The 14,565-nt window shown below is 40.1% G+C and carries 14 protein-coding genes and 1 other annotated feature; of the genes, 9 read left to right on the top strand and 5 right to left on the bottom strand.

Features of this window, described 5'->3' with window-relative positions; genetic code table 11:
- Positions 1-39: 39 nt before the first annotated feature.
- Positions 40-1,259, bottom strand: a protein-coding gene (locus ND6B_RS04900) for an IS3 family transposase (RefSeq protein ID WP_089368775.1) whose coding sequence is annotated in 2 segments (ribosomal slippage) — positions 40-980 and positions 980-1,259 — 1,221 coding nt in all. Because the reading frame shifts where the segments join, the coding sequence is not laid out codon by codon here.
- Positions 865-981, bottom strand: a sequence feature (AL1L pseudoknot). Its footprint overlaps the gene before it by 117 nt.
- Positions 1,260-1,369: 110 nt before the next feature.
- Here ND6B_RS04900 and ND6B_RS04910 point away from each other — a divergent pair.
- Positions 1,370-2,935 (top strand): sensor domain-containing diguanylate cyclase, encoded by a 1,566-nt coding sequence (locus tag ND6B_RS04910; protein WP_235420547.1) that lies wholly within the window; start codon positions 1,370-1,372, stop codon positions 2,933-2,935.
- On the opposite strand, the gene ND6B_RS04915 is transcribed toward ND6B_RS04910, so the two are convergent.
- Positions 2,932-3,153: a hypothetical protein gene (locus ND6B_RS04915; RefSeq protein ID WP_008108632.1), complete on the bottom strand. Its 222-nt coding sequence runs from the start codon at positions 3,151-3,153 to the stop codon at positions 2,932-2,934. The genes ND6B_RS04910 and ND6B_RS04915 overlap by 4 nt on opposite strands.
- Before the next feature lie 192 nt (positions 3,154-3,345).
- On the opposite strand from ND6B_RS04915, the gene ND6B_RS04920 reads away from it, so the two are divergent.
- Positions 3,346-4,059, top strand: a complete 714-nt coding sequence (locus tag ND6B_RS04920) for a DUF1499 domain-containing protein (protein ID WP_033103932.1) — start codon at positions 3,346-3,348, stop codon at positions 4,057-4,059.
- 117 nt (positions 4,060-4,176) lie between these two features.
- The gene (locus tag ND6B_RS04925; protein WP_033103931.1) at positions 4,177-5,223 is read left to right on the top strand and encodes an NAD(P)-dependent alcohol dehydrogenase; all 1,047 of its coding nucleotides are present in this window, start codon (positions 4,177-4,179) and stop codon (positions 5,221-5,223) included.
- Between the two features lie 54 nt (positions 5,224-5,277).
- Here the strand turns inward: ND6B_RS04925 and ND6B_RS04930 are convergent, their stop codons facing one another.
- Positions 5,278-6,483, bottom strand: a complete 1,206-nt coding sequence (locus tag ND6B_RS04930; protein WP_033103930.1) for an MFS transporter — start codon at positions 6,481-6,483, stop codon at positions 5,278-5,280.
- A 341-nt stretch (positions 6,484-6,824) separates the two neighbouring features.
- On the opposite strand from ND6B_RS04930, the gene ND6B_RS04935 reads away from it, so the two are divergent.
- From ND6B_RS04935 to ND6B_RS04945, 3 genes are all read left to right on the top strand, one after another.
- Positions 6,825-7,247 (top strand): hypothetical protein, encoded by a 423-nt coding sequence (locus ND6B_RS04935; protein ID WP_235420531.1) that lies wholly within the window; start codon positions 6,825-6,827, stop codon positions 7,245-7,247.
- Entirely contained in the window at positions 7,244-7,441 is a 198-nt protein-coding gene (locus ND6B_RS04940; protein ID WP_008108814.1) for a helix-turn-helix transcriptional regulator, read from the top strand. Before ND6B_RS04935 ends, ND6B_RS04940 begins: the two co-directional genes overlap by 4 nt.
- 88 nt (positions 7,442-7,529) lie before the next feature.
- A complete protein-coding gene (locus ND6B_RS04945; protein WP_033103928.1) occupies positions 7,530-9,656 on the top strand; it encodes a TonB-dependent receptor plug domain-containing protein in 2,127 nt (708 codons plus the stop codon).
- Positions 9,657-9,735: 79 nt separating this feature from the next.
- Here the strand turns inward: ND6B_RS04945 and ND6B_RS04950 are convergent, their stop codons facing one another.
- Positions 9,736-10,617 (bottom strand): LysR family transcriptional regulator, encoded by an 882-nt coding sequence (locus tag ND6B_RS04950; protein ID WP_033103927.1) that lies wholly within the window; start codon positions 10,615-10,617, stop codon positions 9,736-9,738.
- Positions 10,618-10,725: 108 nt separating this feature from the next.
- On the opposite strand from ND6B_RS04950, the gene ND6B_RS04955 reads away from it, so the two are divergent.
- Complete coding sequence (locus tag ND6B_RS04955) at positions 10,726-11,706, top strand: TDT family transporter (protein WP_033103926.1); 981 nt, start codon at positions 10,726-10,728, stop codon at positions 11,704-11,706.
- A 3-nt stretch (positions 11,707-11,709) separates the two neighbouring features.
- Here the strand turns inward: ND6B_RS04955 and ND6B_RS04960 are convergent, their stop codons facing one another.
- A complete protein-coding gene (locus ND6B_RS04960) occupies positions 11,710-11,892 on the bottom strand; it encodes a DUF2986 domain-containing protein (protein WP_033103925.1) in 183 nt (60 codons plus the stop codon).
- Positions 11,893-12,054: 162 nt separating this feature from the next.
- Here ND6B_RS04960 and ND6B_RS04965 point away from each other — a divergent pair, with 162 nt between their 5' ends.
- Together ND6B_RS04965 and ND6B_RS04970 are read left to right on the top strand one after the other, a co-directional pair.
- Positions 12,055-13,542 (top strand): dipeptidase, encoded by a 1,488-nt coding sequence (locus ND6B_RS04965; protein WP_033103933.1) that lies wholly within the window; start codon positions 12,055-12,057, stop codon positions 13,540-13,542.
- A 104-nt stretch (positions 13,543-13,646) separates the two neighbouring features.
- Positions 13,647-14,546 carry an IS982 family transposase gene (locus tag ND6B_RS04970; protein WP_033103763.1) on the top strand — a complete coding sequence of 300 codons (900 nt, stop codon included), beginning with the start codon at positions 13,647-13,649 and terminating at the stop codon, positions 14,544-14,546.
- The last annotated feature ends 19 nt before the right edge of the window (positions 14,547-14,565 follow it).

Here is a 14,565-nt window from a genome sequence, read left to right as displayed (position 1 = left end):
TGAATCGCCCCGAGTTCATCGGAGACCAGTTTGTTTAAGTCAGGCCACTTTACCTGACTCGTTTAAATTATCATAGTAGTCTGTTTCATATTGAGCTGGTGAAATATACCCAATTGAAGATAATAAGCGTTGATTATTAAACCAATTGACCCACTCTAACGTTGCGTATTCAACAGCATCAACATTCTTCCACGGGCCATTTCTGCGAATAATCTCTGTTTTAAATAATCCATTTATTGTTTCAGCCAATGCATTGTCATAAGAGTCACCCACACTGCCTACAGACGCTTGAATTCCAGCTTCAGCAAGTCGCTCAGTGTATCGTATAGACAAATATTGGCTGCCTCTGTCGCTGTGGTGAATTAACCCTTCGGGGTTGCCACGATGCCAAATAGCTTGCTCTAACGCATCAAGAATAAGCTCTGTGTGCATTGTCGTTGATACACGCCAACCTACAATGTATCGTGAAAAAACATCTATCACGAAAGCGACATAAACAAACCCACTCCATGTGGCAACATAGGTGATGTCAGCTACCCAAAGTTGATTTGGCTGCTCAGCAGTAAATTGACGATTAACTAAATCAAGTGGCTTATCTTGTTGCTCGTCAGGTATCGTTGTCTTATGTGCTTTACCCCGACGAACACCTTGAATTCCCATAACTCGCATCAATCGTTCGACTGTACAGCGGGCGACTTGATGGTCGTCAAGCTGTAGCTGCTTCCATATTTTTCTTGCACCATAAACTGACATATTATCCTCCCACACTTCGCGAATGAGTATTATCAGCTCAGCATCACGCTTTTTGCGGTTAGACAGTCGCTCAGGCTCTCTTTGTATCTGTTTATGAGAATAATACGTTGATGGTGCAATCGGCAATTCCTTGCAAATTGACTCGACACCGTAATGCTCTCTGCAAGCATCAATAAAATCCACTATTACTTCTGTTTGCGGTCGAGCTCCGCTTGGGCGAAAAAAGCGGCAGCTTGCCTCAGGATATCATTCGTTCGCTTGAGCTCTTTATTCTCGCGCTCTAAGACGGCAAGGCGTTCTTCAGTTGATTGCGTATTAGAAGAGGGTTTAGACGGTTGAGCTTGAGATTTCTTGACCCATGCTCTAAGTGTTTCTGGGGTACATCCCAGTTTATCTGAAATCGATACTAGCGCAGCCCAAAGAGAAGGGTATTCATGCTGTTGTGTGGTAACAAGCCTAATTGCACGTTCACGAAATTCTGATGTATAGCGATTTGATTTTTTCATAGTTCCAGTTTCTCAAGTTATTGAGTCTCTGGCAAACACGGGGCGATTCAGTAAGCTTTAAACTTAAAGCTTACATTCAACTGTACCTAAAATACTAAAATGCAGAGCTTATGTCACTTAGATACTTTGTAATAACAAGCATATTAATTTTAATGACCATGGTCACTGGTTTACTAGTTGGTTATCGCTACTTTTTTAGTTTACCTAACATTGAGGAAAGTATTGAGGATTACCAAAACAGAGAGTTACTAAGCGTAAAAATTGCCTTAGAACGTGAGTTTGTATTTTTAAAAACGCTAAATTATGATTACGCTGTGTGGGACGATAGTTATGAGTTTTTACAAACGCTAGACTCTCGTTACATTAGCTCAAACTTTGTTGATGATACCTTTAAATCGTTGAAAATTGATGGCGTATTTATTTATGATATGAACTTTAATTTGGTTTACTCTAAAACACATAATTATGTACAAGTTAATGATTTTGATGCCCCTGAATTTAACTTACAAACACACCAAAAAAATAAATCAATTTTACCTCTCAACTATATCACCCCACAAAATAACAGCTTACAACATTCTGGCTTTTTAAAAACGCAATATGGACCAGTGATGTTTGCATCTCATATGATCAGAAAAACCAATAACACGGGTGAACAAATTGGCGCTATGGTTTTTATAAGAAAAGTACGCCCATCGTTTATACAAAAAATTGCCGGTGTGTCACAGGTTGACCTTACCCACTCTATTCCAGCCGATGGACAGTTTGATACGCACCTAAAAAAATTAACGGGTAGCTTGCAAGGCGGTAAAATTGCTACTCAAAGGCGAAGAGTGTTACTCGATATAAATAATGAGCCACTTATGCTGATAGATATTAAACATTATCATCAACAACTACCTATTTTATTAGACCGTGATTTGTTGTTAACACTAATAATGTTTTTGCTTATTTCGTTGCTGGGCTTATTTATTATTAATCGTTATTTTATTCGTCCTTTAATAAGCGGAGCTGAGGCATTAAATAAAATGCTACTTCGTAACACGTTAAGCCCATTAAGAATGAGTAATCAGTTTTTAGAGCTGCAAGTTCTGATTAAAGGTTTTAACGCTTTGTTTATGCAAATAAATGAGAAAAATAAAGAGCTTGAGAGAATTAGTAAAATAGATGGGCTCACTCATTTATTTAATCGTCGTGCATTTGATGAAATATTTGATCAGCAGTGGAGCGAAGCAAAAAATGAGCGTAGTACTTTAACGATATTACTGGTTGATGTGGATTTCTTTAAACAATTTAATGATGTGTATGGCCATCAAGCGGGTGATGCTGCACTGCAAAAAGTGGCTAATGTTTTAAATAAAACAGCGTTGCTTTATCAGGGGGTGGCAGCTCGTTACGGTGGCGAAGAGTTTATTCTTTTATTTAATCGACTCAGTGATGAACAAGGTGTTGAGGTATCAAACTTGTTGTTAAACGCCATTATTGATTTACATATTGATCATATTGGCTCTGATATACAAAATCAGCTAACTATTAGTATTGGCTGCGTGAGTATCAATGCAAACAGTATAATTGAGCAAAATATACAACCTAAATCGGTGATTAAAACAGCAGATGAGTTATTGTATCAAGCAAAAAAAGAGGGACGTAACCAGATTAGGTTTAAGTCGATTTAACTCGATACCTCTTGTCCGCCGTGTTGCTCAGCTAAATCATCAAGTTCGGCAACGGTATAATCAAATCCGCTTTCATCATATTCGTAGCTTACTTTAACGCTGTCGCCGCCATTGAAAAGGCGTGTTTTTACGTCATTGACTGGCCAATCTTTTAATTCATGTAAAAAGCGGTTGGCCACTTGTGATGACTCAAATCGGTAACTAATCTCTGTTTTCATAAATAATAATACCCTGATAATTTTACCCCCGTAGTTTGTTGATTTTTACCAAGGAGTCAAGTTATCTACTTTAAAAGAGCAATAAATTATGACTTTATAGATACTTATCGGTCATAGTAATCTAAATTGGAGTGTTAACAGTATAAAGCTGTTTAAAAAAACAATAACCATATAACAATAACGGAGTAGGCAATGAAACATTTAGTGACCTTAGTTGGGCTTATCGCTTTTTTAATGGTAGTACTACCGGGACCCCTTTATAAATTTAATATTGTTGAACTAGGCACTGCTTTTGCTGGTTTTAGATTAGGTGTTTATGTTGGTGGGGCAGCATTAGCCTTATTATTAGTTCAAGTGCTATTTATGCGTAAAACAGTGAGCCTAGCCAGTGCAGTGATCACGGTTATTTTTGCAGCTGTTGCTATTGCAATGCCGCTTAACATGATGAATACGGCAAAAAGTGTTCCGCCAATTCATGATATTTCTACCGATTTAATTAACCCACCTGAGTTTGTTGCGGTTGTGCCTTTGCGTGCTGATGCACCCAACCCTGTTGCTTACGCGGGTGAAGAAACTGCAGCGCAACAACGAAAAGCATATCCAGAGCTAAAACCGCTCGAGTACAACCAAACGCAACTAGAGTTAGTGGCAGCCACAACAAAAGCCATGGAAAACCTTGGTTGGGAACTGGTTAATAGTGATGTTAATAATGGCATTGTTGAAGCCACAGACACCACAACCTGGTTTGGCTTTAAAGATGATGTTGTCGTGCGTATTAACGACAAAGGCAGTAAGCGTGTGGTAGACATACGCAGTAAATCGCGCATTGGTAAAAGCGATTTAGGCAAAAATGCCCAGCGTATTAGTGCTCTGATTGACGAGTTAAACGCCGTTGTGGTGCAGTAATTGATAAAAATAGCCCAGCATTATGCTGGGTTTTTTGCAGTTGCTACGTCAGTTCATGTTCAGAGCTGATAATGCATACTGTGTGAGTTATAAATTTTAATAAACTATGGAGTTATTATGAAAACAGTCGGATATGCAGCAAAAAGCCAAGGTTCTGAACTTACAGAGTTTTCTTTTGAGCGCCGCGATTTACGAAATAACGATGTAGCAATAGAGATTTTATATTGTGGTGTCTGTCATTCAGACTTACACGCAGTGCGAAACGATTGGGGTGGCAGTAAATACCCATTAGTACCAGGGCACGAAATTGTTGGTAAAGTAATTTCGGTTGGTAGCGATGTTACTAAATATCAGCAAGGCGATACCGTTGCTGTAGGCTGTATGGTTGACTCATGTCAAAGCTGCGACCAATGTCATAATCACGAAGAGCAATTTTGTCGTGAAGGCATGGTTGGCACTTACAGTGGCAAAGACAGAATAAACGGTGAAATGACACAAGGTGGCTACTCTAAGCATGTTGTAGTTCGCGAAGAGTTTGTGCTTTCAGTACCTAAAAATCTAGAGCTATCGCGAGTGGCGCCTTTATTGTGCGCTGGCATTACTACTTACTCTCCGCTGCACAAATGGGGTGTAAAAACAGGTAGCCGTGTTGCTGTGGTAGGCCTTGGTGGATTAGGTCATATGGCGGTTAAAAATGCAGTAGCAATGGGTGCAACCGTTACTGTTATTGGTCGTACAGAGTCTAAAAAAGAAGATGCAATTAAGCTCGGCGCACAGCATTATTTAGTATCAAACAATGATGATGAAATGAAAAATGCGCAGTCAGCGTTTGATGTCATTATTGATACCGTGCCTGTAAAGCATGACTTATCAATTTACACACCACTACTTGATATCGATGGTACCTTGGTTATTGTTGGCCAAGTAGGCCCAGTAGATGAGCTAAACACAGTTCCTCTTTTAATGGGTCGTCGTCGTGTGGCTGGTTCGTTAATTGGCGGCATTGCAGAAACACAGCAAATGCTTGATTTTTGTGGTGAGCACAACGTACTGCCAGAGTGTGAAATGATCAATATAGACGAAATTAACACCGCTTATGAGCGTATGGAACGCTCTGATGTGCGATACCGTTTTGTTATTGATATGTCATCTATTAGCGTTTAATACGCTAAAGAGTAAAATGTAAAAAGAGCCGCTTAGCGGCTCTTTTTGTTTTTATTAACAAGGCTGTGCCTGTTTAGTTTTGTTGCCGCTAATTTGTATATAACTAAGCAGCCACATTAACAGCCCACCTAAAAATAAAGCCGCAGCAACATAGCCTGTTTGATTTGGCGCTGCCCCTTTTGCAATAGCAATGCCGCCAACCCAAGGTCCAATAGCATTTGCAATATTAAACGCACACTGCACTAATGCCCCAATCATGGCGTGGCCGTCAGGTGATACATCCATTAACAGTGTTTGCACTAAAGTAGAAAGCCCTAAGCTACAGCCAATAAAAAAGATCACCAGATAAAGTAAGTAAATATTATAGCTGGCACTTACATACGCAAATGCAAAAATAATAGTTGAGGCAAGGGTTAGTCCCGTGGTTTTAATTGCCGATTTATCGGCTGCTTTTCCTAGTATGTAATTACCGAGTGTGGAGCCAATACCAAACATCACCATCGCAATTGAAATAGTATAGGCAGGTGATTGGGTTACATCTAAAATAGTGTCGGCCACGTAGGTATAAATACAAAATACGCCACCAAAACCAATAATAACAATACCCAAAATAGACCAAACCAGTTTATTTTTTAATACCCCTAACTCGTTTAGTAAATTAGATTTTTGAGTATTTTTAACATTGGGTACCACGTAATAAACAAAAATAAAGGCAATAAACGCCAACACCCCAGCCGCAGCGAGGCAATAACGCCAACTAAGATTTTGCCCAACCAATGTCACCACCGGCACACCAACGATAGTGGCTATGGTTAAGCCCATAAACACTTTTGACATAAAGCTAGCGCGTTTTCCTTGCGGTGCTATATCAGAGGCCAGTAATAACGCGGCACCAAAATAAGCGCCATGGGGAAGGCCACTTAAAAACCTAAACAGCACCAGTTGTTCTAACGAGGTCGCTAATGCACTTAAACTGTTTGAAATACACATTAAGCTTAAAAATAATAATAGCGCTCGTCGTTTTCGCATATTTGCCGTTGCCAACATTAAAATGGGTGCGCCAACCACCACCCCAAGAGCATAAGCACTAATAGCATAACCACTTTGTGACGGGGTACTGCCAAATGCCTCACTAATTAATGGCAACATAGGCATCATAGAAAATTCAGATAACCCCAAAATAAAAGTACCCAACGCCAGCACAATTAAAATAGCGGTTCTATTGGGCTGACCCGACGGCGATGTAGTATCAACGGCCATATAAAATCCTTGAAGATAATAAATAAAATTTAATAACAAACTAAACGCCAGTGCGTTTAAAAATAAAGCACACACGCTTATTTAGTTGAATGTGGAAATGAGGAGTAAAGAGGCGTGCATTTTAAATTAAAAGCTCTCCTTCGTCATGGACTAAACCATAATTTAAGATGAATAAAATTTAACTTAAGCCAATCAAAGGATGGTTAAGTAAGTTCAGCAAAGTATTAACGCAATCAAAAATAAGCAGTGTTAAATTTAAAATGTAATGTTAACTTGACTTTTTGTAAGGCATGAATGATATTTGTAAAGTAAACGTTACTTTTAAAAACAGGATAAAGGCAATGAAAGCAGAATTAAATTTAAAACAACGCCAAATTAAAAATACCAGTTACCTAGCTAAATGGACCTTAATATGGCTTTTTACTTTAGCTATTTGCAGCTTTGGCCCGACATTAATTTGGGATCGCGCCGAGATAATTAGCGGCTTTTTTATAGTTGTAAATGTAATAGCCGGCATTGTAATGATTTTGGCTAACAAACGTTACTTACAGGGGATGGATGAGCTGATGCAAAAAATACATCTCAGTGCCATGGGGTTTACCCTAGGTGCAATATTGGTAGGTGGGCTTGCGTACACTAATTTGCAATTGAGTGGCTTAATTGATTTTAAAGCACAGATACCCGATTTAATGTTTTTAATGGGAGCAGTGTATTTAATTAGCGTGTATGTGCTTAACAAACACTATTGTGCAGGTGATGAATGAAAAACCGATTAAAGGTATTAAGAGCCGAGCATAACTACACCCAAGCAAGGTTGGCCGAGCTGCTAGATGTTTCTCGCCAAACTATTAATGCGATTGAAAAAGGTAAGTTTGATCCCAGCTTGCCACTGGCCTTTAAGGCAGCAAGGTTGTTTGAGTTAAAAATAGAAGATATTTTTGACGACGAACAGGGTTAAAAATTAACAAAGTGCGACAATATGTCGCGCTTTTTAGATTGCTACAGCACGTATAATTTACCCACAAAAATTTTGTGGTAAATCAATAATGACTGATAAAAAAAATTCTTTAACCTCTTATTTATTATCCCCTTTAGCGCTTGTTATAAGTAGCGTATTATCGCCAGTTGCTTTTGCAGATGACACCTCAATTGAAGTGATTGAAGTGCATGGCCAAGCACAAAATAAACACCTATCATTGGGCTCATCTGAATCGTTATTAACCGATTTAGGAGTGGACTTTTCTGCCGCTGCTGGCATGGCCAATTTACCTGTTTTAAATGGTTTAATGGGCGATAGAGTGGCGGTACTGGTTGATGGGGCGCAAATCACCGCCGCCTGTGCTAACCAAATGAACCCGCCACTATCTTATATTTCAGCCAATCAAATTAGTAGCTACAAAGTGGTTGCAGGTGTTTCTCCAGTAAGTGCGGGAGGCGATAATATTGCAGGTGTGATTGCTGTTAATTCTATTTCACCTCAGTACAGTGAAAACAGCGAACTTGCATGGCATTCAGGTTATGTGTCAGCCCAGTACAACACCCTTGATAACGCCAAAAAGGTAGGCGCAGGTATGCGCATTGCCAGCGATGTACTTAGTTTTAATTATCAAGGTGCTTTTAGCGATGCCAACAGTTATGAAGATGGTAACGGCGATTTAGTGCTCGATACCCTATACCGCGCGCAAAACCATAGTTTAAGTGCTGCCATGCGCGATGATAAGCAACAATTAGTGGTTAAGCTAAGCCATCAAAAAATACCCTATCAAGGCTTTGCTAATCAATATATGGATATGACAGATAACACCAGCTATGGCGCAGTGGCCCAGTATCAGCGTGCTTTTACAAACAGTGAGCTTGAAGCGCAGTTAAATTGGCATAACGTAAAGCATGAAATGGGTTTTTTTAGCGCAGAAAAAACCGGAAAAATGCCAATGAAAACCGACGCCGAAGATATAAGCACCCAGTTAAAATGGCGACTAGCGCTTGATAACAACAGCCAGTTACTACTCGCGCAAGAGTATCACCACATGAAATTAGATGACTGGTGGCCTGCAGTTGAGGGCTCAATGATGATGGGACCAAATGACTATAAAAATATTAATAATGGCCGGCGTCAGCGTATTGCAGTGCTTGGAGAATATGAAAGCCAACTAAATACTCGCTGGTGGTTAAATGCAGGCATTCGATTTGAAAATGTAATGACCAACACTGATGATGTGCAAGCATATAACCCAGGCATGGCTGCAATGAATGCAATGGCCATGGCGATGCCAAGTGATGCAATGGCCGCTAACAAGTTTAATAACCAAAGCAAAAAACAAACAGATAATTTAGTTGATGCAAACGTGCTGATTAATTATCAACTAAGCAATAACGACGAGCTACAAATCGGCCTAGCCCGTAAAAATCGTGCGCCTAATTTATACGAACGTTACAGCTGGGGCGTAGGTAATATGGCCACCACCATGATTGGATGGTACGGCGATGGCAATGGCTATACTGGTAATATAAACCTTAAACCAGAAACCGCGCACACGCTTAGCAGCACGTACACCCGCATGGCAAAAGATGACAGCTGGCGTGTAAGTGCTAACGTCTGGGTGAGCGACGTGAATGACTATATTGATGCCAACATAGTAAGAAGCTTTAACCGCACAGCGCTTGCTACCAATACCCGTAATGTACTTATGTTTAATAATCTAGATGCCACGCTTTATGGCGTAAAGCTAGATGCGGTTTTAGCACTGCACGAGTCTAAGCAGTATGGCAGTTGGTCATTAAAAGCTAATATTACCAACACCCGTGGTAAGCGCGATGATACCAATCAGCCGCTTTATCAAATTAAGCCGCTGCAAAGCCAATTTGCCATTAACCAGCAAGTTGGCCGCTTTGAAAACGCACTCACGTGGCAGTGGGTCGATAGTAAAACTCGCGTAGATAGTAACCGCCTAGAAAACCAAACTGAGCAGTATCATTTACTTAATTTAAGCTCAAAAGCCAGTTGGGATGCACTTACCGTGAGTGTTGATATTACCAATCTGCTTGATGAGTATTATCAATTACCACTAGGAGGTGTAAGTATTGCAGAATTTAAACAAGATATGTCGCAGGGCTTTAACCAATTGGCAGGGCAGGGGCGCTCTATAAATTTAGCCATGAGTTACGCGTTTTAAAGTGAGAGAGTAAGTGAGTACCAGCCGTTAGATTCGATTTTAGCTTAAACCGGATCTGACGGTTTATTGCCATTAATTTTTAAGTCTGCTTGTGACAAAATTCTATAAACTGCGTTAATAGCGGGTTTTTGTATTTGTCTTTATGCATTACTAGCCAAAACTGCCTTTGCATGGGGTGGTTTAAATTAAGATGTGTAACGCGTCCATCTTTTAGGGCATATTGTGCGGCGAGTGATGATAAGCATCCTAAACCCAAGCCATTCGCTACACAGTTTATAAGCGCTTCAGTGGTGTTGAGTTCTACGCTTTGTGCCCAATTTTTTATATGTGGTGCAAGGCTATGTAAAAAGAAAGAACGCGAGCCGGATCCCGTTTCTCTTAATACCCATTGGCTACTATTTAAGTCGTTAAAGCTAAGTTGCTTTTTTGCAGCCAATGGGTGGTTTATTGGCGCAATAATACACATAGCGTCATGGCTAAACACATTAGAGACTAAATCGCTTTGATGGGCTTGGCCCTCAATAAGTGCTATATCGAGCTCGTAATCTATAAGCTTTTGACAAATAAGTGCCGAATTAGAAATCAGTATTTGCTGTGAATAATGCTGTCGCTGTGCTCTAAAGTTGCTTAACAAAGCAGGCAATACATGATTACCAATAGTATCGCTGGCACCAATTTTTAAAGTTCCGCTGGCAGGAGCGTTGTCTAAAAATAAGTTATCGATAGTATTTGCCCGATTTAATAGTTCATCAGCAAGGGGCAGTAGTTTTTGCCCTTCTTGATTTAATAATAACCGATTATTTACACGATCAAATAATGGATGGCCTAACTGCTTTTCAAGTTCGCTAAGCGCCATACTCACCGCCGCTTTAGATAGAAACAATGATTCAGACGCTGCTGTAAGGGTGCTGTGCTGGGTTATGCCTACAAATACTTTAAGTTGCTTAAGTGAAATATTCATTATGCCATGTTTAGTTTTCCTGAACGTGTGTTCTATATAATTAGGTTTAATTAAACAAAATGCAAGCGTAAACTTCTCTGTAAGTTACAACCACAGGGTGGAATAGAGATGTTTAAACATATAAAAACAAAAGTATCAGGCGCACCAACACCAATGGGCGGTTTGGCATTAGGTATTGCCAGCCTAGGTTGGGCTTGGGAGAGTATGTTTAGCCTAAATGGCGTAGCGCAATATACCGGTGCCGCTATTGCGAGCGTATTATTGCTATTGTTAACACTTAAGTTTTTACTGCATCCTCAGCTGCTTAAAGCTGATTTAGCCCACCAAGTTGTAGGCAGTGTGGTGCCTACTTTTGCTATGGCTACTTTAGTGGTGTCTAATTCTTTAGGGCAGTTTTACTCCCTTGCGGGAGATATGCTTTGGGTTGGTGCATTTTTATTACATGTGGTGTTTTTAATCAGTTTTATTACTCATCGAGTGATTGAATTTAAAATTGAGCATATGGTGCCAAGCTGGTTTGTACCGCCGGTTGGGATCATCGTTGCCGATGTGGCGTTTTCAGGGAATCCGGCACTGCTGTTTTTAGCGCAAGGGGCGCTTTACTTTGGCATGTTGATGTACGCAGTTATGTTGCCTATGATGATTTACAGAATCATTTTTGCAGCTCACATTCCTGATGCTGCACAGCCTACACTAGCTATTTTAGCTGCGCCAGCAAGTTTATCGTTAGCTGGTTACTTTACAGTTATCAGCGATCCGTCACCGGTTATTATTGGCTTGTTATTTGGAATTGCAGTACTGATGACCTTTATAATTTACGTCGCATTCTTTAAATTACTGCGCCGTCCATTTTGCCCAGGTTACGCTGCGTTTACTTTTCCTATGGTCATTGGTGCTACCGCGTTATTTAAACTTGCCGCATGGATGCATGCAGAGGGTATTGATTTGCAGTTTGTTAAACAAATACAGTATTTAGCAACGTTTGAACTGATTGTGGCAAGTGGGGTAGTTTGCTATGTGGCGGTTCGTTATTTGGCTCACTTTAAGCTTTTTAACACTCAATTTAAGCCTCTCACCCTATCACAATAACGATTAAACGCTTGTTTGCACTACCTCGTTAGCCTCGTGCTCAATTGCTTGTTCGGCATCTTGCTTAGCAAGCTTTGCGCGCTCTGCTTTTGAAACATAAGCCGGTTTGTTGCTTTTATGTAGCTTGGCATTAGCACGCTTATCTTTCTTTTGAAACTTAGTAACGATTTTTTTTCTGCGATTCATGATTAACCCCGTAATTTTGAGCTGCGCATTATACAGGCATCTTGTTCAAAGCTGTTAGATAAATTATAAGCTTTGCTTGTAGGTCTGCCGCAAAGCGCTGTTTGTCACTTTACAAGGAGGTTATAATTAGTGTTCTTTGTTGTTAATTAAATGGAATCTGTTTTGAACAAGCTAGCTTTAGCAAGTATTGCCTTATGTGCATTTAGCGCTCATGCACAATTAAATAAACACAGTGAAAGCGTGGCCGATTACGCAGTTAATAACTATCAAAATGCACAGGTGCATACGCTTACTAATTTAGTATCGTTTCCTACGGTTAATAAAAGTGAGATCAGCGCACCACAAAACCCCGACTTTATAGGCTTTAAAGCGTTATTAAAAATGAAAGCCGCTGAACTTGGCTTTGACTACCAAGATTTAGGCTATACCGTACTCATAGGCATGGGTGAGCAAAAAGAAAAAGTAACCATAGTGACTCACGGTGATGTACAACCTGCAAACGCCAGCAAATGGAAACAAAGCCCATTTATTATTGATACCTCAGAGCCGGGTAAATTAGTTGGCCGAGGTACCGAAGACGATAAAGGCGCTATAGCCACCGCTTTATATGCGATGAAAGCCATAAAAGATAAAGGCATAACCCTTGATAACCGCATTGAGCTGATGGTTTATTTGGCCGAGGAGTCTGATTGGGGGCCGTTAACTGAGTTTATGAAAACCTATGAGCAACCAAAGTATGCGATAACCATTGATGCCTCATACCCTGTAGTGGTTGCTGAAAAAGGCTGGAGCTTAATTGCGCCAACATTTGATGCAACATCACCACAAACAGGTGTGTATGTCAGCAATGTAAAGGGTGGTGCCTTTGCTAGCCAAATCCCTGAAGATGCCAGCTTAACTTTGCATAATGCGAGTCCTGAATTGGTGGCTCAATTAAAACAAACAGCCAAGGTTCTTAAGCAAGTAGAATTTACCTTTGATGATCAAACAGATGGAACTTTAATTAGTGTTAAAGGCATGTCGGCTCACTCATCTGAGCCAGAGTCAGGTGTTAACGCCATTGCTTATTTGGCTGAACTATTTAAAGCCGTTGAGCTTGAAAACAACAGCGACGGTCAGCTCATTAAGTTTGTAAATCAGCTAATTGGCCTAGATATTCACGGTAAACAGTTTGGTGATATTGCGTATAAACATGACTTTATGGGGCCAATGACGGTAGCGCCCACAGTTATTGAACGAGACGGTAATAACCTAACGTTAGCGGTTAATGCTCGTCGTCCTATGGGTAAAGAGGCTGACTTACTAAAACAGCAAATTAATAGTGCGCTTACTCAATGGCAAGCTGATAATAAAGTAACATTAGCCAATGTTAAAACTACTATTGGTACACCCATGTTACTTGATGACGCGCCCCATGCGCAGAAGTTACTTGATATTTTTAAACACTTTACTGGCGATCAAGACGCAGATTTTGTCTCTATTGGTGGTGGTACCAACGCTAAGTTATTTGATAATGCCGTATCGTTTGGCCCATCAATGCCGGGTAAGCGCTACACCGGTCACTCAGAGCATGAATTTATTACGCTTGAGCAACTAGCACTTAATTTACGTATGTACACCGCAATGATGATAGAGCTGGGTAATATGTAATTAACCTGAGCTTCGGATAAGAAATTACTAATTTAAAGGAACTAAATGCTCGTTCCATGATCCGATCATTCGACCAAGAGTGATTAGAACAAAAAGGAACGAGCATGAACAAGTTAGTTGAAACGTACTGTGATGTCGATGATTTTTCAAAGTTATTTTTCCCAAGCTGGCAGCGTATATTGCTCGAAAATGGTGAAATTAAACGTCGAAGAGCATGCCGCTTATCTCCGTCAGAGGTGATGACTATTATCATCCATTTTCACCAGTCACATTACAGAGATTTCAAAAACTACTACCTTCACTATGTTTGCCGTCAACTTAAAGCCTATTTTCCAGAGTTGCTGAGCTACACAAGGTTTCTCGCGCTTATGCCTAGTGTGGTGGTTCCGATGTGCAGTTACCTCACATCAAAACTTGGCAAGCCCACAGGTATACAATTTGTTGACTCCACTAAAATAGAAGTGTGTCACATCATCAGAGCTAAAAGAAATAAAGTGTTTGAAGGCGTTGCTCATCATGGAAAAGGCACTATGGGTTGGTCATATGGATTCAAACTACATTTAATAATTAATCATTTAGGTGAGATTGTGGCGCTAAAGCTCACAACGGGCAATGTGGATGATCGAGAGCCTGTTTCTGATATGGCGGACTCTATCTTCGGAAAACTCTATGGCGACAAAGGTTATATCAGCAAAGCGCTCTCTGGTGAGTTACTAGAAAAAGGTGTCGAGTTGATCACGACGGTTCGAAAGAATATGAAGAAAAAATTTATTTCATTGTGGGACAGGGCTTTATTGAAAAAACGATTTATAATCGAAACGGTGAATGATCAATTGAAAAACATTTCTTACATTGAACACTCTAGACACCGCAGTATGCATGGCTTTATGCTAAATTTACTTGGTGGATTAATTGCCTATTGCCTAAAAGAGGAAAAGCCGTCATTAGATTTAACATCGCAAGAACTTGAAATTTTAGAGAGTAATAATCTAATGTTGGCTTAACCAGATCTCAGGTTAATTA

Origin of the sequence: Pseudoalteromonas sp. ND6B (assembly GCF_000764215.1) — a bacterium.
GTDB lineage: Bacteria > Pseudomonadota > Gammaproteobacteria > Enterobacterales > Alteromonadaceae > Pseudoalteromonas > Pseudoalteromonas tetraodonis.
The sequence above is the reverse complement of the archived record's forward strand: the minus strand, read 5'-3'. Positions and strand labels throughout refer to the sequence as shown.

Excerpts from the sequence above, each read along its gene's own strand:
- ND6B_RS04910 (WP_235420547.1), top strand. The coding sequence starts at position 1,370 with ATGTCACTTAGATACTTTGTAATAACAAGCATATTAATTTTAATGACC.
- ND6B_RS04915 (WP_008108632.1), bottom strand. The coding sequence starts at position 3,153 with ATGAAAACAGAGATTAGTTACCGATTTGAGTCATCACAAGTGGCCAAC.
- ND6B_RS04920 (WP_033103932.1), top strand. The coding sequence starts at position 3,346 with ATGAAACATTTAGTGACCTTAGTTGGGCTTATCGCTTTTTTAATGGTA.
- ND6B_RS04925 (WP_033103931.1), top strand. The coding sequence starts at position 4,177 with ATGAAAACAGTCGGATATGCAGCAAAAAGCCAAGGTTCTGAACTTACA.
- ND6B_RS04930 (WP_033103930.1), bottom strand. The coding sequence starts at position 6,483 with ATGGCCGTTGATACTACATCGCCGTCGGGTCAGCCCAATAGAACCGCT.
- ND6B_RS04935 (WP_235420531.1), top strand. The coding sequence starts at position 6,825 with ATGAAAGCAGAATTAAATTTAAAACAACGCCAAATTAAAAATACCAGT.
- ND6B_RS04940 (WP_008108814.1), top strand. The coding sequence starts at position 7,244 with ATGAAAAACCGATTAAAGGTATTAAGAGCCGAGCATAACTACACCCAA.
- ND6B_RS04945 (WP_033103928.1), top strand. The coding sequence starts at position 7,530 with ATGACTGATAAAAAAAATTCTTTAACCTCTTATTTATTATCCCCTTTA.
- ND6B_RS04950 (WP_033103927.1), bottom strand. The coding sequence starts at position 10,617 with ATGAATATTTCACTTAAGCAACTTAAAGTATTTGTAGGCATAACCCAG.
- ND6B_RS04955 (WP_033103926.1), top strand. The coding sequence starts at position 10,726 with ATGTTTAAACATATAAAAACAAAAGTATCAGGCGCACCAACACCAATG.
- ND6B_RS04960 (WP_033103925.1), bottom strand. The coding sequence starts at position 11,892 with ATGAATCGCAGAAAAAAAATCGTTACTAAGTTTCAAAAGAAAGATAAG.
- ND6B_RS04970 (WP_033103763.1), top strand. The coding sequence starts at position 13,647 with ATGAACAAGTTAGTTGAAACGTACTGTGATGTCGATGATTTTTCAAAG.